This window comes from Methylomicrobium album BG8 (genome assembly GCF_000214275.2).
GTDB lineage: Bacteria > Pseudomonadota > Gammaproteobacteria > Methylococcales > Methylomonadaceae > Methylomicrobium > Methylomicrobium agile.
Genome location: NZ_CM001475.1, coordinates 3,087,912 through 3,105,702 on the forward strand (window position 1 = coordinate 3,087,912; position 17,791 = coordinate 3,105,702).

General features: G+C 57.2%; 15 protein-coding genes. 3 read left to right on the forward strand and 12 right to left on the reverse strand.

Features of this window, described 5'->3' with window-relative positions:
- Positions 1 to 14: 14 nt before the first annotated feature.
- Positions 15 to 500, reverse strand: a complete 486-nt coding sequence (locus METAL_RS13245; RefSeq protein ID WP_005373057.1) for a GNAT family N-acetyltransferase — start codon at positions 498 to 500, stop codon at positions 15 to 17.
- A gap of 360 nt (positions 501 to 860) precedes the next feature.
- Between METAL_RS13245 and METAL_RS13250 the strand changes: the two genes are divergently transcribed.
- On the forward strand, positions 861 to 1,325 hold the full coding sequence (locus METAL_RS13250) for a GyrI-like domain-containing protein (protein ID WP_005373058.1): 465 nt from the start codon (positions 861 to 863) through the stop codon (positions 1,323 to 1,325).
- 191 nt (positions 1,326 to 1,516) lie between these two features.
- Here METAL_RS13250 and METAL_RS13255 read toward each other — a convergent pair whose 3' ends face one another.
- From METAL_RS13255 to METAL_RS21035, 3 genes are all read right to left on the reverse strand, one after another.
- Positions 1,517 to 3,472, reverse strand: a complete 1,956-nt coding sequence (locus METAL_RS13255) for an AsmA family protein (RefSeq protein ID WP_005373059.1) — start codon at positions 3,470 to 3,472, stop codon at positions 1,517 to 1,519.
- 231 nt (positions 3,473 to 3,703) lie between these two features.
- Positions 3,704 to 3,919, reverse strand: a complete 216-nt coding sequence (locus tag METAL_RS13260; RefSeq protein WP_005373060.1) for a hypothetical protein — start codon at positions 3,917 to 3,919, stop codon at positions 3,704 to 3,706.
- A 684-nt stretch (positions 3,920 to 4,603) separates the two neighbouring features.
- Complete coding sequence (locus tag METAL_RS21035; protein ID WP_157203339.1) at positions 4,604 to 4,777, reverse strand: FecR family protein; 174 nt, start codon at positions 4,775 to 4,777, stop codon at positions 4,604 to 4,606.
- 641 nt (positions 4,778 to 5,418) lie between these two features.
- Here METAL_RS21035 and METAL_RS13265 point away from each other — a divergent pair.
- Positions 5,419 to 5,694, forward strand: coding sequence for a type II toxin-antitoxin system HicB family antitoxin (locus METAL_RS13265; RefSeq protein WP_005373063.1), 276 nt, complete (start codon positions 5,419 to 5,421; stop codon positions 5,692 to 5,694).
- Positions 5,695 to 6,106: 412 nt separating this feature from the next.
- On the opposite strand, the gene haoB is transcribed toward METAL_RS13265, so the two are convergent.
- From haoB to METAL_RS13280, 3 genes are all read right to left on the reverse strand, one after another.
- The gene (gene haoB, locus METAL_RS13270) at positions 6,107 to 7,114 is read right to left on the reverse strand and encodes a hydroxylamine oxidation protein HaoB (protein WP_005373064.1); all 1,008 of its coding nucleotides are present in this window, start codon (positions 7,112 to 7,114) and stop codon (positions 6,107 to 6,109) included.
- Complete coding sequence (locus tag METAL_RS13275) at positions 7,114 to 8,775, reverse strand: multiheme c-type cytochrome (RefSeq protein ID WP_245549370.1); 1,662 nt, start codon at positions 8,773 to 8,775, stop codon at positions 7,114 to 7,116. Before METAL_RS13275 ends, haoB begins: the two co-directional genes overlap by 1 nt.
- Before the next feature lie 330 nt (positions 8,776 to 9,105).
- Entirely contained in the window at positions 9,106 to 9,798 is a 693-nt protein-coding gene (locus METAL_RS13280; RefSeq protein ID WP_005373066.1) for a M15 family metallopeptidase, read from the reverse strand.
- A gap of 97 nt (positions 9,799 to 9,895) precedes the next feature.
- Here METAL_RS13280 and METAL_RS13285 point away from each other — a divergent pair, with 97 nt between their 5' ends.
- Complete coding sequence (locus METAL_RS13285) at positions 9,896 to 10,390, forward strand: ATP-binding protein (protein ID WP_005373067.1); 495 nt, start codon at positions 9,896 to 9,898, stop codon at positions 10,388 to 10,390.
- Positions 10,391 to 10,403: 13 nt separating this feature from the next.
- Here METAL_RS13285 and METAL_RS13290 read toward each other — a convergent pair whose 3' ends face one another.
- Genes METAL_RS13290 through METAL_RS13310 form a run of 5 tightly spaced genes read right to left on the reverse strand, consistent with a single transcriptional unit; the run spans position 10,404 to position 17,743 of the window.
- Positions 10,404 to 10,754 (reverse strand): STAS domain-containing protein, encoded by a 351-nt coding sequence (locus tag METAL_RS13290; protein WP_245549371.1) that lies wholly within the window; start codon positions 10,752 to 10,754, stop codon positions 10,404 to 10,406.
- 4 nt (positions 10,755 to 10,758) lie between these two features.
- A complete protein-coding gene (locus tag METAL_RS13295; RefSeq protein ID WP_005373069.1) occupies positions 10,759 to 11,850 on the reverse strand; it encodes an amino acid ABC transporter ATP-binding protein in 1,092 nt (363 codons plus the stop codon).
- Entirely contained in the window at positions 11,847 to 14,852 is a 3,006-nt protein-coding gene (locus METAL_RS13300) for an ABC transporter permease subunit (protein ID WP_005373070.1), read from the reverse strand. The genes METAL_RS13295 and METAL_RS13300 overlap by 4 nt, the downstream gene beginning before the upstream one ends.
- 7 nt (positions 14,853 to 14,859) lie before the next feature.
- Positions 14,860 to 16,809 carry a SpoIIE family protein phosphatase gene (locus METAL_RS13305; protein WP_005373071.1) on the reverse strand — a complete coding sequence of 650 codons (1,950 nt, stop codon included), beginning with the start codon at positions 16,807 to 16,809 and terminating at the stop codon, positions 14,860 to 14,862.
- Positions 16,793 to 17,743 carry an ABC transporter substrate-binding protein gene (locus tag METAL_RS13310; RefSeq protein ID WP_245549372.1) on the reverse strand — a complete coding sequence of 317 codons (951 nt, stop codon included), beginning with the start codon at positions 17,741 to 17,743 and terminating at the stop codon, positions 16,793 to 16,795. Before METAL_RS13310 ends, METAL_RS13305 begins: the two co-directional genes overlap by 17 nt.
- Positions 17,744 to 17,791 lie beyond the last annotated feature (48 nt).

The window sequence follows — 17,791 nt, forward strand, 5'->3', positions numbered from 1 at the left end:
AGAGGCGCGCGATTTTACCGTTCTATCGCGCGTCCTTCTTGAGCGTCTTGCCGGGGGGCGATGCGAAAACTAAAGCCATGACGCTCGAAATCCAGTGACTCGTAGAAAGCATGCGCGCGATTGCGTTTTAGATTTGACGACAGCACCGCCTTGTAACAACCCTTTTCGGCGGCAAGCCGGATTGCATGGCGCATCATGTTCTTCCCGATGCCTTGCCCCTGAAAAGAAGGGTGGACCGCAACATCTTCGATGATTGCCGATGGAGCGCCGAGGTGTCCCAGGTTGTCCATCATGAGCAGCGCGAATGTGCCCACGATGCGGGTATCTTGGACTGCGACATAAATTTTGTAATCGGGATAGCGCGCCATGCGCTCGAAGATGCGTTCCGCTTCAAATGGGGTAAGCACTTTTCCATCGTCAAGGTCAGGCTGAGCATAGAGCTGCAGCACCTCGGGTAAATCCGGCTTCGAGGCTTCGCGAAAACGGAGTGCGCTATTCATTTTTTGTCTCCTGTAACGTCAGCGGAGGAGCGTTAGCGGAACCCGCTGGAGTGTCGGGTTAGGCCAATACCTTCTGACATTTGCCATAAACGAACTTATTTTCTGATTATATAAATGTCATCCGGCGGAACCACTATCGTGTTCCGCCTTACGGGCTATGTTCCAGTGTATAGCCAACAATTGATGTTGCCTACTGTGCACAGCCGCGTAGGGTACGCGGTGCGTACTCTACGACACTGATCGCGAAACCCGCGAACAAAGGAGTTCCATAAAGGCCGGTCAAAAGCGACGATCGGCTTGACGCGCTGATGGCAAGCTTATAAAACATTCCATATAACCTGACTTCTCGGAGACTTTACCATGATCGACACTCCCCAAATCGTACAAACGGACGAACAGCCCGCCGCAGTGATTCATCTGGTCGTCTCCTGCGCGGAAATCGTCGAGGCGATGGATTCCGCCATCGCCGAAGTGCTGTCCACGCTCGCCGCTCAGGGCCTCTCTCCCGCCGGCCCCTGTTTTTCGTTCCACAGGAGAAGACCGACCGATACGTTCGACTTCGAGGTAGGCTTTCCGGTCGACCGCCCCCTAAATCCGGCCGGCCGCGTCAGGATGGGCAAACTGCCGGCCGCCAAGGTCGCCCGCACGGTGTACCGCGGCGGTTATGAAGGGCTGGGCACCGCCTGGGGCCAGTTCTGCGCGTGGATAGACGCCGAGGGGCTGAACCCGCAGGATTGTTTATGGGAACGTTATGTTTCAGGCCCGGAATCGAATCCCGATCCCGCCACCTGGCGGACCGAGCTTAATCGTCCGCTTGTGCCGTAACATCCTTGCCGTGCAACCTGTGTAGGAGCGGCTTCAGCCGCGATAAGACTTTGATCGCGGCTGAAGCCGCTCCTACAGGGATGAGAGCTGAATTGCCTCGTGGACCGGATTTGAAGGCGAACAAATTCGCCCCTTGCACACGATATGAAAATGCTCCAGTTCGGGCATTTTGAATGACACATAACAACCGCTCATTTGGCTTTGCGCTTTACCGGCAATTTCCTGCCGGTTGTGCTCTGAGACATTTTTTTCTTTGCCGCCGCGTCGTCGGCCATCGCCTGATTAATCATCGCATAACAGGCACTGTCCTTACCCAGTCCCCAATCGATCCAGGGAATGATCGCGGCGACCGGCGTCAGCAATACCCCCAAAACGGCCGAAGCCGCGCCTTTGGCAGCCAGGCGGGTCTTATCCGGCGAGACATCCGGAGATTTAAGCCGCCCTTTCACATAGAGGGGTACGCGAGCACTCAAGACACTGACATCTTTTGGGCTTGCATCCAGCCGCAGGTCGGCGTTCTCTTCGCCCAGGTCGATCCGGCCTGTGATCTTGATATTCGTGTCGACGGTGTCGATCACGAACGGCGCGGTTTTCATCCGACCGTCAGTGACCTTGAAATTGCCGATGATGCAGCGTATCCGGGTGCTTTTATCCTTGGTCAGCAGAAAACCCAGCGATTCGGCCACATCCAGGCCCACCAGCTCGATCAGCAGATTGCTGACGCGCCCCTGATCCATCAGCAGAGTGATGTCGCCGTTGCCGCGTCCGAGCATGTCCGCCACCGAGTTGCCGGTCGTGTCGAGCAGAATCTGCCCGAAGAACATGCCGTCGCTTTCCGGCTCGAACCGCGTCTCGGCCAGAAGCCGTTTCAGGGGCACTTTGCGAATCTTGATGTCCGCTTTCGTGGCGATGAGGTCCTTGCGCGCGTCGAGCCTGATCACGGACGCGATCTGGCCGATATCGATCGTGAAATTCAACGGTTCCAGCGCGATCCGGCCGTGGTCCATTTTCAGATGCGTCTTGAACGCGTCTATCGGCAGATGCGGCGTGATGATATTGTCGCTATAAAAGTTTACGTCCGCATCGGCGGAACGGATCGCTTTCGGGTCGTAGGGATTATCGGGAAAGATGCGTTCCTGTTCTTTTTTTTCCTTTGGATCGACGCCGATGAAACCCGCCAGATCCTTGAAGTCGAGCCGATGCGACTTGATATCGGCTTTCAGAAAAGGCCGCTTTTCGGGTGCGCTGTATTCAACGTCGCCAGCCATATCGCTGCTGCCCATTTTTCCCTTCAGATCATGGATGAGCCAGCGCTCGCCGGCGCGCGTCACCCGGCCGCTGAATCGATAAGGCGGCGTTTCGGCCAGCGGCACACCGATAAAAGGCGTCAATTTGGCGAGACTGCCGCCTTGCAGATCGAGCTGAAGATTGGGCTCCTTCAGTTGCACCGGGTCGGCGAAGGTCCCCTCGATCGTTACCCGAGTCTCGCCGGCCACCATCCTCAGATCGACAGGATAAGGCTTGTGCTTTTCCCACAGTTCCAGCAGCGAGCCGCCTTCCATCTTCAAGCTGAAAGGATCACCCTGGAAGCGCCCCCGGCCTTGCAGGTTCACGCCCTGCTCTTTCGCGGCACCCGCCGCCGAGGCCTTTACTGCCAGCTCCGTCCTGGTGTTCGGATCGCGGTAATCGAGCTGGCAGTCTTCGAGCGTCAGGCGGCCGATTCTGGGAAATTCGGTGCGGTCGGTGGCTTCTTTGTTGTCCGTATCAAATTCCCAATTGCCTTGGCCCTTCGCGTTCTTTTCCAGCAGCACGCGGGGCCTGGATACACTGATCTCCGGCAGTACCACATCGCCTTTCAATAAATCCGGCAGGCTGATGCTGAATTGCAGGCGGTCCACGCTCAGCATCTCCGGCTGACTGCCCCAGTCGGCATTCTCCAGATCGATTTTGTCGACGGTAATGCGCGGCGCCCAGCCCATGTCGACGTCCAGGTCGCCCTGAATGGCAAAGCGCCGGTTCAATGCAGTGCCGATCCTGGACGATATCGGCTCGCGCAGCCAGTTCCAGTCGAGGAAAGCCAGCAGCAGCGCGGCCGCGGCGACGATGACCAGAAAAACAATCCCGACCCATTTCAAGGTACGCTGCATAGAAACACCCTCCCTGATCCCTCGCCGACTATAAAATGCCGCAATGGCGGTAGAAAGATAAAGCCAGGCATGAAGCGAAACCGCATTCCAGATCGAGTCCGCGAGGTAAAGAAACCCAATCCAGGCGATTATTCCGCTCAATGCCATTTCCCCGGCAACGAAAAGCCCGCTATCAACCGGAATAAAACCGTATCAGACGACCTCAAGTGGATAAATCGATTTTGATGCCGTTTATTCGGTAGGACCGAAATCATCGAATTCGTATTCTTCCAGAATCTCTCTTGTGAGTTCCAGCGCGGCCCGGGTCTCCTTCTCGATTTCTTCCGCCAGCGCGGCGATGGCCTTCGGGTCTTTAATGCCTTCCGCATCGGATATGCGTGTGGAAATTTTACGGCTGAGCTCGATAATGCCGTTGTGGCGTTTAAACACTTCTGACTTTCTGCTCATGATCCCCTCATCCGGTAAGTTCCCATGACTGGCTGATGTGCCGGATTAGAGTCGTCATCGGCCGGCAATTCTCCCGAAAACCGCGACGAAGGAAGAAAATAGCCATCAATAGGCCGTTTCTCGCCGACAATCGTCCGGTTTCGACCCATATCCGTTATCTCGTAAGGCGGCGTTATCTTGTCCGGCATGCGTATCGGTTTGCTTCTGCTGTGGGCCTATACGGCAACCACCGTATTGGCCGGGCTGCCGATTACATCGTTTGAGGTTTGGCTACAGCGAAAATACCGGGTCGATACCCGAATGACCATAGACGGCAGAACTCCATCACTATTTGATGGCGCAATCATCCTATCTACACAACGCTACACGCGTTGCGCGTCGGGTAATCCCTCGCTGTAGGGTACGCTGTGCGTGCCATGAGGGTTGAAAAGGTACGCACAGAGTACCCTACAGCTGAAAAACAGTTACGGAGCTTGCGGTTTACCATTAAATTCTCCATTGCGAGAGGATGGGGGACCGGAATGGCCCGGGTTCGCAATGTTGACGGGTCTAGAGTCATTTCCTTCAACTTGTAGAATGGATTCTCCGAAGGCAATCCGCCACCGCTCTGCGGCCCCCTCAAGGTACCGATCGCGAACGATGGGCTGCCTGAGTCAGCCCATTCTAACGCTGCAGCCACACCCATCACGGGCCGACGCGGGTTTGCCGCAGATCCAACGCCCGGCAGACCGAATCCGGTACTTTGTCCGGATTATCCAGTGCAAACACGCCGGTAATACGCAGTTTTTCCAGTCCGTCATCGCGCAGAAAAATACGCCCGCTGCGGTAACGGCCCAATTTTTCGAGCAATTCGGACAACAGCCGGTCGTTGACCCACAGAAGGTGCCGCTGCCAGGCCGTAGCCTGGTCGAGTGGAGCCGGGTCGGGATTCGGCAGGAGGCTACCCGACCGGTAACGCAGTTTTTTGACCTTGCTTCACTTCCATTTCGGAAGGCGGCTGCCGGATAGAGGCCCGCGGACGGCCGCAGGCTCCTGCACGGTAACGCCGTAACCCATCGGCTGGCTTCTTCATGGAGCCTGGCGGGACGTTTCGGCTCCGAATCGCCTCTGTCTCTACCCATAAGCCGTAAGGGCAATAGCCGGGATCATAGGGTTTCAGAAAGCTGCTTCCGTACCTTGAACCGAGGAGGTTCACAGCCGGCCTTTCGGAGTCGAGAAGTGTTTTACAACCGCGAGATTCATTCCGCCAACGGTGACAGGTTTTCTATGAATGATGAATTGCCGCTAAAGGCGGCGTAATCGTGCGTCCGGAAAAATGCCGATACGTCAGTCCTTGAATGGATAGGGATGTTAACCATTTTCTACGTTTTTATTATCATTTATCCGACATTTACAGCGTCTATCTCATAAATGTAGACTTTTAGCTTTTAATGCAGCATCTCGCCATACCCTTTGGACAAGGGATCCGTAACTGTCAACATTAAGAAGAGAACCTGAAAATGAGATTAGTAGCAGTCGTACAACCGACGTATAAAGGCTTGACCAAACGTTTTTCGGCTTATTGTCCGGATATTCCCGGCTGCATAGCCCATGAAGCAACGGCGGAAAAAGCCCTGGAGGCTCTGAGAGCCACGGTCACTCATCAGATACACGCACGGGAAGAACTGGGACTGAAATCCATCAAAAATTATTGCAAAGTGGAAGTCCTGGAGATTGAACCCCAAAGAAAACCGCAAAACGACGGCTTATTCAGATCTTTAAAACTCGTACAGTAGAAGCGGGTACATTCGCTCATTCTACGGCTGTCGTTGTAGGGCGGATTCGCCGCCAAGCAATCCGCCATCACTACTTTGAAGCCTGTTGGCGTTTTGCTATCGCGAAAACGCCCTACAACGCTGCTTTTCATAACGCTTGACACGGATAACCCTATCTACGCGCATTATGGCGATTGAGTTTTTGCCCTATTCTTTAACCCGTCTTGCGGTTATATGCAAACAGCCAAATTCCGCCCAGAACGCCCCGGGCAGGTTGGGTTACGGCTTACGCTAATTCCGCTTGACTTTGTTTTTGATAGGGTTGTGTCGGGTTTCCGCTGTCGCTCCAACCCAAGCGCCCGAGATATGTATAACGATACCTTATGACGGCATGACGGCATGGCGGCATGGCGAGCACCCGAACCGGAAATGCCTAAGGCGGCGGGCGGAGGCCGTCGATTTTATAAACGGACAGAAAACCGCCCCAATGGCTCTGGTAAACCAGGCTGACGCCCTCGGGCAGTTGTTTCAGCGAATCGACGAAAGGAAGCAGCCGGACCAGCAGCGTATTTCTGACTTTCGGATCGGGCGTAGACCAGACGCGGTAATAAGTGCCCTCTTTCTGCGCCAGGTAATTGCCGTCTCCGGTTTCGCCGGCCCAACGCTTGACCCGGGCAATGTCTCCATGCAGGTCGTCGCCGACGGGAATGTTTTGCGCTTCGAACTTCAACGGCGCGCCGCCGTAAGCGCCGAATTCGGCTAGATGCAGCAGCAGATCATTGTCGACCAGCAGATAAACGGGCCGCGACGGGCCGAAATGCGCGGCGATCTCGGCAATCGCCTTGTCGCTGTCCATAGTCAGCCAGCGCGCCATCTGCGCCAAGTGCCTGCTTTCTTCGTCAGAGGCCAAAGGCAGAGTGCCTTTTAGCGCCTTCCAGACCGGGTTCGTAAAAGTCTTCATGCCGGGCTTCCGCAGCCAGGCCTCCTTGCCGGCCAGAAAGTGGAGACGCTGGCCGTCGTCCCACCAGCTCAGAAATAAGGCGTCATCCGGCGCCTTGCGGGCGATCACCTCGGCCGCAGCCTGCCACAGTTCGTAACGCATACCGGTCGGAGTGGAAGCCAGGGCCTGCGCCTCCTTGGGAAACAGGACAGCGCTCTGTCGAGCGCCGTCGCGGTCCGCGTACCGGGCGACCAGCAGGTCGAACAGCGCCTTGCCGTCCTGGCTGAAGGCATGACGCTCCACCGATTGCGCCGAAAAATGTCCCTGCACCGCGTTAGCGGATTCCTGGGCGCGCCGGACGGAGAGCGGCGTTTCGCTTTGGCCGCTCTCCGCCTTGAGCTCGACAGGTCCGATCCATTGCCGGGAAAGCAGCGCGCCGCCCGTTGCCAGCAACGCGACGCTCAATGCCGACAGAAATCCCTTCCGGAGTGTTCGCCGCATCACTTCGCTTCTTCGCTCGCTTCGTCGGCTTCGGATTTTTTGCCGAAAGGACCGAAGATTTTATACGCTACGCCCAGGCCCAACGCGATCAGCAGCAGCCCCGTCAGGCCCAGCCCGCTGCCGCCCGATTCGCTCGCAGGCACAGTGGCGGTACTGTTCACACTGGCTTTCGCAATTTTCGCTTGAGCGGCAGATTCGCGCAGACGGGTATTTTCGTCCATGATCTCGCTATAGTCCTTCATCAGATTCGACCAGCCTTCGGTGTAAGTGAAGCCGCCCGGATTGGCGTGGAAGATGCCTTTGTAGTGCTTGATCACGTCATGCTCCCACATATCGGCATGGATGCGTTCAATGTGGCTCGGATTGTTGCCCTTCGCCCAGAACAGTTGGAAGAATCCGGCCGGAGCGTCTTTTTCAGGCAGAGGCGGCGCAGGCCGGTTGGTTTTCTGGCCGACCAGAAGGCCGTCCTCGTAGAGCTGGGTGACCACTTTTTTGGCTTCCTGCTCGACTTGCAGACCTTGAATCGTCCCCTTGTCGGCCGCATCCAGATACGCCTTCGCGAAGCTGGCCGAATGGCACAGGCTGCAGGTATCGACCCAGGCTGTCTTGCGGTCTTCGAACCAGGAATGGCCCAGGTTGTCGGCAATCGCCGGGGTCGGGTTGAAAGCCCAGCGCACTTTGCGCACCAGATTATGCGAATAGTCGCCCTGGTATTCGAAATGGCAGAGTTGGCAGGTCGGCGCGGTATAGCCACCCTTGGCGATCGCGTCTTTCAAGGGCACTTCGAAATTCCACTTGGCTTTGCCCAACGTTTGGTACTGAGTACCGTGCTTGGACATCATGAAATTTTCGAACTCGTTGTGGTCCACTCCGTTGTGGCAGGTGGAGCAGGCTTCCGGCTGCCGGGCTTCGGCGGCGGAAAAGGAATGCCGGGTATGGCAGCCGTCGCACTTGTTTTGCTGGTAATGGCACATGTCGCAGCCTTGCGCGACCTCGCGCTGAGGCATGGCTGCCCAAACCGTGTTCTCGACGTTCGCCTCCCAGTCGACCGCATGGGAAGGATGACCCTTGCCCCACTGCTTCTGCGGCCATTCCTGGTTTTTTTCGGATTCCGCTTCGGCAAACTCGCCCACATGGCAGGTGCCGCAGGCGGCACGGTCCGGCATCACCAGATTCTCTGCATGATTGACGGTTTCCTTGCCGACGCCGCCGTGGCAATCGATACAGCCGACCTGGTCGAGCCGCTGGCCTTGCTTTAAAAGGCCCTGCTTGGCAAGGTTGGCCTCTACCTCGGCCAGCTTTTGCTTCTTGTAGGCGCGCACATCGCTGTCGGGCAGGTTCCGGATCGCGGCCAGATCGCCGTGCACGCTATTTTTCCAGGCATGGAACGCGCCCGGCGTAGCCGCTTCATGGCAGCTAATGCAGTCGTTGCGGCCGAATTCGCCCTGCACGGTTTTGGGCGGTTTATAGAAGTCCTTGGGATTCCAGTATTTCTGGATCGGGATCGGCGCCCAATAGGCGCCGTGCGATCCCTTGCCCGGATGTGAATCATAGTAATTCTTCTTGAGTTGTTCAAAATCGGGGTTGTCCGTGCCGGCAACCCCGATGCCGCTGAACCCGATCAGGGTAAATAGCAGCCCTACCCTCAGCAAATCAAGCATCTTGTATCTCATAACGCCCCCTCTCTGGCCGGTTTTAGATCTTATGATAGCGATTCGAAACTAAAGTCTAGCGTAATAGACTCGATAATAAAACAAAATTTTAAGAGGGGATAGAAAAGATGGGATTCGCCGGCCCTGTTTTTCCCGATAGGAATGATTCTGCAGGACGGCTCATCGCCGCCCATCCGGCGTTGTGCCCGACGCAGCTGAACGAAAGCCAAAAGCGGAATTTTGATCTTCGACGACGATCCGGTCGAGGTCGGTCCGGGCCATTCTCGGGCAAATTCGGCTTTTTGCTTCTCGCTGGAAGAAGATTACCTGTCAGGCGAATTATTCAACCGGAAAATCGAAATAGGTCGCGGGAAAAGGCTCGTTCGCGAGGGTAAAGTGCCACCATTCTTTCGGGTAGGGTTTAAATCCGTGCTGGCGCATCACCACGGACAACAGCAAACGATGCGCCCGTTGTTCCGATGCCAGGGCGGCGGCAGCCGGCCAGGAAACCGGATCGAAAAGATCGAAGGCGGACCCCATGTCCAGTTCTTTGCCCGTTCCGAGGTCGACAAGGGTGAGGTCCACCGTGCTGCCGCGCGAATGGCTGGATTGCCTCGCGAGATATTCCAGCGCGAACAGCTCGCTTTTGGGCACGTTGGGATAGTAGCTCGGTTGGGTATCGGTCGCGGTCTCGTCCGTACTCCAGCGGATGAAATGGTCCACGCTGCGCTGGGGGCGGTAGGCGTCGTAAATCTTGACCCCGAGCCCGAACGCATTCAGTTCTTTTTGCACTTCGGCCAGCGCCTCGATCGCCGGCAAAGTCAGAATCGCGCGGTTGGCGCGATAGCCGTCGATGGGCCGGCCGACGAAATTGGCGCTCGAAAAATATTTCAGTTCGGTCATCAACCGCGGAATATGCTTGTCGGCATAATCGAATCCAGCCGGCAAATCGGCCGGGTTAACGAGCGGGCTCATCGGCAAGAGGACCAATAGCCCCATCAAGAACGGTATTAAGCGATGTGTTTGAGTCATGGGTTTCTTCCGGTCAGCGGCGATCCAGCCTGAGTATAAAACATAGGAATACGGATGGGCAGCCGTTAAAATACAATTTTGAGACTCGGGTGTTGATATGGCGGAATCCGACAAACCTGCGCCATCTGCGGAAACCCAATCCGGGGCATCCCGGCTGCGCGGCCGCGACAAGAAAGTCGTGCTGGATTACCGGCTGCCTACCCGCCTCGAAGAAATCGAAAAACTCGCGGAGGCGGTCAACCGGGCGCTGCCCGACCGCGACCTGGCTTTCGCCGCCAACCTGTGCCTGGAAGAACTGATAACGAACACCATTCTGCACGGAATCAAGGGCGCCGCCGATCGTTTCATCGATGTCCGGATCAGCCGGTCGGACGAGTGGCTGGAAATCCTCCTCAAAGACGACGCTCCCCGCTTCGATCCATTCGTACAGGCGCCTCGGCCCGACATCGGCCTCGATATCGACGAACGCCCGATCGGCGGTCTCGGCGTGCACATGGTCAAGCAGCTGATGGACGAAACCCATGCGTACTACGAAGGCGCCGGCAATCGGATCGTGTTGCGCAAGCGCTTGCGCGGCCGGGCTTCGCCATAAGGCTCGATTCTATTCAACCGAGCGCCGCCAGCGCTTCGGCCACCGAATTTTCCATTTTGAACAGGGCGGTAAAACCGCACATATCGAACACCGAGCGGACGTTTCCCTGTACGTCCGCAAAGCACACCCGGCCGCCTTTCGCGTTCAGCAGCTTGGACATCAGCAGGAGGCCGCGCAGGCCGGCACTGCTGATATAGTCGAGCGGCCCGAAGTCCAGCACGATGAAATGATTTCCGCCTTCGATAAGTTCCCGGACGGCTTTTTCGAACTCCGGCGCCGTCACCGCGTCCAGCCGGCCGCTCAGCGTGACGACGATCGCATTGTTTTCTTTTCGGGTTTGCAAATCCATGGCGCTTAGCTTCATAAGGTTATTTTTTGAGCGCGAATTGTAACCTGTTTTTGCCGCCCTGCCATTGGTAGTCCATCGATTCGGTCAAATTGCGGATGATCGCCAGGCTGAAATCGTCGTCGGCCAGGCGCTCTCCGGCAAGCGGATTGATTTTTTCACCGGCGCTTTCGGAAACCACCTCCAGGCGTCCGCTCTTTTCCGAATAGGCGATGCTCAAATCCAGGGTTATTCCGGACAGATACGGGGTGTAGAGTTGCAGTAATTCTTCGATCAGCAACAGCAAACTGTCCCGGGTTTTCTTCGGCAAAATCTGTTTTTCGCAGAACGCCTCGATTTCCGCATTCATCGCATACAGGTCGTAATCGGGCGAGGCGATCCGGCAGCTGTAACTGCGTATCCGATGAATGAAGGCCCGGGTCTTTTCCCGCTGCGGATTCTCGAAAATCTGCTCCGGCGGGCCTTCTTCGTAGATGATCCCTTCGTCCATATACAAGACCCGATTCGATACGTCGCGGGCAAAATCCATTTCGTGGGTCACGATCGCCATCGTCATGCCTTCGCGGGCGAGGCGGCGTATCACCGACAGCACTTCGCTGACCATGGTCGGGTCCAGCGCCGAAGTCGGCTCGTCGAACAGAATGATCTGCGGCTCCATCGCCAGGCAACGGGCGATCGCCACCCGCTGTTTCTGGCCGCCGGAAAGCTCGTCCGGAAAGTTGCCGGCCTTCTCGGCCAGCCCGACCAGCCGCAACAGGTCCATCGCCTTTTGCCGCGCCGCCGCTTTGTTCGTCCCTTTCAGCCTGACCGGCCCGATGGTCAGGTTGTCGAGCACGGACAGGTGGGAAAAGAGATTGAAGGACTGGAACACCATGTTCATTTTCTGGCGTATCCCCGCCACGTCGGTCTTTTTATCCAGAATATCCACACCGTCGATAAGGATCGACCCGCCACTCGGCGTTTCGAGCAGATTGAGGCAGCGCAGAAAAGTGCTTTTGCCGGTGCCGGAAGGGCCGATGATCGAGACGACCTCCCCGGTTTTGATTTCGGTGGTCACGTCTTTCAATACCGCGACACCGTCGAACTGTTTCGACAAATGCTCGACCTTGATCATGCCTTGCCCTCCGGACGGCGCCGCCTGTATTTCGGGTCGGTGATCCGCTCGAGATAATCCAACGACTGCATCAGAATCCACGCGATCGTGAAATACAGGATCGCGACCATGATCAGCGGAAAGAACGCATCGAAGGTGCGGCTGCGGATGATGTCGCTGGCTTTCGTCAGATCCTGCACCGCGATGTAGCCCACGATCGAAGTCATCTTGACCAGAGAAAGAAATTCGCCCTTGTACACCGGCAAAATACGCTGCACGGTCTGCGGCAGCACGATGAACAGAAAGGTCTCCAGTTTGGTGAAGCCCATCGCGATTCCGGCCTCGGCCTGGCCTTTATCGACGCCTTCGATGCCGGTTCTGAAAATCTCGGACACGTAAGCCGCAAAATTCATCCCGAACGCGATGATCGCGACCAGCAGCGGGCTGATGTCGACCGAAGCGAATACGACATAGAAAATCAGCATCAACAGCACCAGCACCGGCGTGCCGCGCAGCAGCGTGATGTACAACTTCGCGGGCAGGCGAAGCAGAGGGCGCCTCGACATGCGCATGAAGCAGATCAGCGCGCCCAGCAGCGTACCGAACAAAGTCGAAAAAATTGAAATGATCACGGTCGTTTTCAATCCGTCCCAAATCAAAAGGTAACGGTTTTCCTGGAGGATGTTGCTGTAAAAACTGTCCGCTGCCCGGCTCAGGAAGGACGGCGGCCGGGTTTCGGCCTCCGGCGGGGCGCCGGAAGCCGCGATATTTTTTTTCAGGGCGAAAACCCGAGTGTCCATCTCGAAATAGGGCTCGGAAAAATCGATCTGTTTTTTCCTTTCTTCGGTCACATAAATGGCGCTGGCAATCATATCGACCTTGCCGGTAGAGACGGCCGCAATCAGGCTGCCGAATTCCATGTTGGCGAACCGGGCGTTTTTGCCGAGATAAGCGGCAAATCTCTCGGCAAGTTCAATATCGAAACCGACCAGACGGTTATCCTGGACCGCGGTAAACGGCAGGCCGGCATCGCTGACCCCGACCGCCATCGTACCGTTCGCTCCGGCGTTTGCAATGACCGGCATCCGGGTATCGCCCTGCTCCATCCAGCGCCGGATCATGTCGGCATAGACGCCGTTTTTCCGGATCTCGGCCAGGAATGGGGTGAACCGGTTCTTCAGGGCCTGATTGTTTTTGTCGAAACCGGCGCCGACCGAAAACGAAAACAAAGGATCGCCGAGCAGGCCGAAACTGCCGTCCCGGCGCAGGATCTCGCGCAAAGGTTCGGCGTCGAACAGCGCGGCATCGACCTTGCCCGTCTTTACGGCCAGGGCGACATCGGCCGGCGACTTGTACTGAAAAATCTCCGCATCCGGATAATTTTTCGTCGCGTAAGTGTCGTGAGCCGACCCCATCAGCACGCCGATGCGTTTATTCTTCAAATCGGCCACGGAGACAAGCCAGCCGCCCGTTTGACGCCCGCCGGGCGAAACGCGCCTGACCAGCGCCGAAATGTCGTTTTCGACATACGGCAAGGAAAAATCGATCAGTTGTTTACGCTCGTCGGTGACATTGAAATTGGACAGCGCGAAATCGATCTTGCCCGCCTGCAGCGCCGGAATCAGGGCTTCGAAGTTCATATCGACAATCTCGATTTTCTTGCCGAGGCGCGCGCCGATCAACCGGCCGAGTTCGATGTCCAGACCGGTCGGCTTGCCGTTCGCCAAAAACGAAAAAGGCTCGATCGTCGCACAGGTCCCCATGCGCAGAACGCCTTTGTCGGACGGGCTATCGGTTGGCGCGATCGGCGGCGCGACCTGATATTTCGAATCAATCCACTTGGCTCTGAGCCGCTGCAGCGTGCCTTCCCGCTTCAGCTCGGACAACGCGCTGTCGATATCGGCCAGCAAGGCGCCCTTGCCTTTTTTGAGCGCGGCAGCCACTTCCAGTTTGTCGACCGGCTGCTCCAGAATGACCAGCTCCGGATTTCTTTCGGCCAAATTCAGCAGCACGCTCTTGTCGTACACAAACGCATCCGTCTTGCGGCTCTTCACCGCCAGGGCGGCATCGGCCGACGCGGTAAAGACCTGAAAGGCCGCGTTCGGAAAGTGTTTGCGCGCGGCCAGATCGCCGGCGGAACCGCCGAGGACGCCGATGCGTCTGCCGTCGAGATGCGCCAGCGCCGAAATTTCGTCAGAGTTGCCGTCTACAGTCGCTGCGGCCGATGCCGGAGCGGCATCGGCGCTTTTCCTGACCAGCATCACCTGGGCATTCGCATAATAGGATTGCGTGAAATCGACGAATTTTTTGCGTTCTTCGGTCGCGGTCATCCCGGTCACGATCAGGTCCACCTTGCCCGATTGCAGCGCCGGAATCAGCGCCATGAACTTCATGTTGAAAAATTCGACCGGCCGCTGGAGTTTGACGGCGATAATCCGCGCCAGCTCCCCGTCATGGCCGGTGACCCGGCCGTTCCGGTCCACGAAACTGAACGGCTCGCGCGTGGCGCTGACGCCTATTTTCAGCGGCGTTCCTTCCTTCGGAAGGGTAAGGTTCAATTCTTCGTAAGGGGTCAGCTCCGGCTTGAACCAGCGTTGCTTCATCGCCGCGAGGGTTCCGTCGCCCTTCAGCCCGGCGATGATCCGGTTCACGGCCTCCCGTAATTCCCGATTGCCTTTTCTGACCGCAATCGCGGTGTCCTCGTACGCCAACGTCTCCGGCAACAGGTCCAATTCCCGGTTTTTTTTGGAGACCTGCAGCGCCGCCGGAAAAGCGGTGACGATCGCATCCAGTTGCCCCGATTTCATGGCGGCGACCGCGTCCATGATGTCGTCGAAACTTTTGACCTGTGCCTCCGGAAAGCGGGCAAGCGTGATCGCTTCGCCGGTCGAGCCGGTCATCACGCCGATTTTTGCGCGCCGGGCATCCTCGAGGCTGCGGATAAGCGTTTCGCTTTTTTTGCAGCCGGCCAGCAAAACGGCGGCGGTCAATAAGATCAGCGAAAACGGAATCAGCTTTTTCATAACTCTCTCATTGATCAGGCTGGGCGGGTTTCTTCTTTGCCATTTTTACCGCCAGCATGGTGATATCGTCCGATTGCGAAGCGCCGTGGACATGACCGGCAACGTCGGCGCTAATGTAACGGATCATGTCCGCCACCGGCTGCCGGGGCGCCGACTGTAACGCTTTCAGCAGCCGCTCTTCGCCGTACAGCCTCTCTTCGGAACTCTTTGCCTCGGTCACGCCGTCGGTGTATAGAAAAAGAACGCCGTCCTGATCCAGGGTGAGCCGCTCGGTCACAAACACGGTATCGGCCAGCGCGCCCAGCATCAATCCCGGTTTCGGCGCGAGATAGCGTACTCCCCGCGCATCGGCGATCAGCGGAGGATTATGACCGGCATTGGCGAAACGCACCTCGCCGGTCGTAATGTCCAGGATCGCGCAGAACACCGTGGTAAACATGCAGTTTTCGTTATCCGCGGCAAGGATATTGTTGACCGAGAAAAGAATTTTATCGGGCTCGCCCAGCCGCTGGCCTTCGGTCTTCAGCAGGGTCTTGGCGACCATCATATACAGCGCGGCCGGCACCCCTTTGTCGGAAACGTCCGCAATCAGGAAGCAGAGATTCTTTTCGTCGACGAAAAAGAAGTCGTAGAAGTCTCCGCCCACCTCTTTGGCAGGTACCATCGACGCGTAGATGTCGAATTCCGAATGATCCGGAAAAGGCGGAAACAGGCGCGGCAATAGGCTCGCCTGAATCTGGGTCGCCACCTTCAGCTCGCTTTGGATGCGCTCCTTGGCGGCGGTCGTTTCGGTCAGATTCTTGATGTAAGCCTTCAGCGATGTCTGCATGGCCTGGAAATCGCGCGTGAGCTGGCCGACTTCGTCATGCGAGTTTACCTTCGGCAGCAGCGCATCGAAGTTGCCGGAAGCGATCCGGCCGGTCGCCTCGGTCAAGGACTGCAGCGGGCCGATGATGGCCCGGGCGATCAGGACCACGGCCAGCATCAACAGCACGATCCCGACCAGCCCGATGGCGGCCATCGTCATGCTCAGCTTGCCGATGTTCTCCAGCAGCTCGGCCTCCGGAAAGACGACCGCGAGCGTCCATCCCGCCGAAGGAATCGGCGCGTAATACATCCAGCTCGTAATGCCGACCAGACTCGTATAATGCACGAAGCCGCTTTCGCCCCTGATCATTTTCTGGCCGAGCGACCTGAGGGCCGGATCGTTGCGCGCCTCCGCGATGCTGAAAAACGTTTCGTTCATGATCGCATCCTTCAGCGGATGGGCCAGTATCATCCCATTTCGGGACAGCACCGCGGTGTAGCCGGTTTTGAGGATTTTGACCGAAGCGATCAGGTCGGTCAGCGCGTCGAGAGCGATATCCGCGCTCACGATTCCCCGGAGCCGTTGGCTGCCATTGGCTTCCCGGTAGAAAGGCGCCGAATAGGTCGTCATCAGCACATTTCCCGCACCTTCGTCATAGTAAGGCTCGCTCCATTCGGGACTGCCCAGCTCGCGCGGAATCTGATACCAGTCCCAAAACAGGTAGGGCACCTGCTGGTACGATCTTTCCAGACGGTCGTACGCGATTTTCCCGTTTTTCCGATAATAATAAGGCGCGTACAGCCGCGTTTTCGGGCTGAAGGCAAAAGGCTCGAAAGAGATGCTGGCGCCGTAAACTTCGGGATTGTTTTCGACCGTGGTTCTGAGCAAGGCATGCAGCGCCTCTTCGCTATAATTCCCTGTCTCCAGGGCGCGGGCCACGCCTTCCGCGACTTTGGAGACGGCCTTCAGTTGGATCTCGACCCGGTTGACCAGCGACAACGCCAGGCTGCGCGCATTGCTTTCCAGTTCCTGTTGCAGCATCGCGCGCGATCGTTCGTAATTGTAACCGAGCGCCGCCGCAAAGATCACCACGCTGAAAAACACGATCACCGACACGAGCCGGGTAACGATGCTATTTTTTCGCGGCATCGGCGCTCCAGGTAAAAGCGGCGTAATCGGGATAATCCTTGATCGAACCGTCCTTTTGCATCGCCCGCGCCACCGCTGCGTAGTCCTGTTCCCGTAATTGCCCGAGCACGGTCTTGGCGCCTTCCGGCAACATCAGATCGCGCATCCGGTCGAGCATCCATTTCTGGTGCATCCTGTTGGCCGGCAATTGCGCCTCGCGCATCGAGCGAATGACGATGTCCAGCGCTTCGTCCGGATGATCGAAGGCATAGCGCCAACCTTCCAGCGACGCGGCAACGAACGCCCCGGCCAGCGCCGGATCGCGGCGGAGCGTCTCCTCGAAGGCGTAGATACCGTCTTCGAGAAAATTCACCCCCTCGTCGCTGAGGAAAACGGTATTCAGCTCTGCCGGGTCGATCCCGGCATTCAGGATCGTATGGTACTCGTTGAACCACATCGCGGACGACACATCGATCCCGCCGCGCAAAAAAAGATTGACCGTATGCGACTGGCGCACTTCCCTCACCGTGATCCGGTGTTTGGCGAAGAGGGTGCGCAGCGGTATCGAAACGTCGCCTTCCCACAGCCCGACTTTTCTGCCGTTCATGTCTTCGATCGTATGAATGCCGGCCGTTTTTTTGGAAATCAGCATCAGCGACGAGCGCTGGTTCATTTGCGCCAGATTGACGAGTTTTTTGCCGTCCGCCCGATGCAGTAGCGCGGTCGAAAGCCAAAGGACCGCAAAATCGGCCTTTCCTTCTGCCAACGCCTGAACCGGCGAGCAACCCGGCCCGGATTTCAGGATTTTGAGGTCGATTCCGTGCTGGGCATAAAGGCCTTTTTCGAGGGCGACATAATAGCCGGCAAACTGGGCCTGGGGACTCCATAGCGGCATCAACGCCGCGCGTTTCAGCGGCATATCGGCGGCGCGGGCCTGAAGGGGCAGATTTCCCATCAAGAGCAGGAAAAGAATCCAGGCAGCGTGTAAAGGCGTCTTACGGCG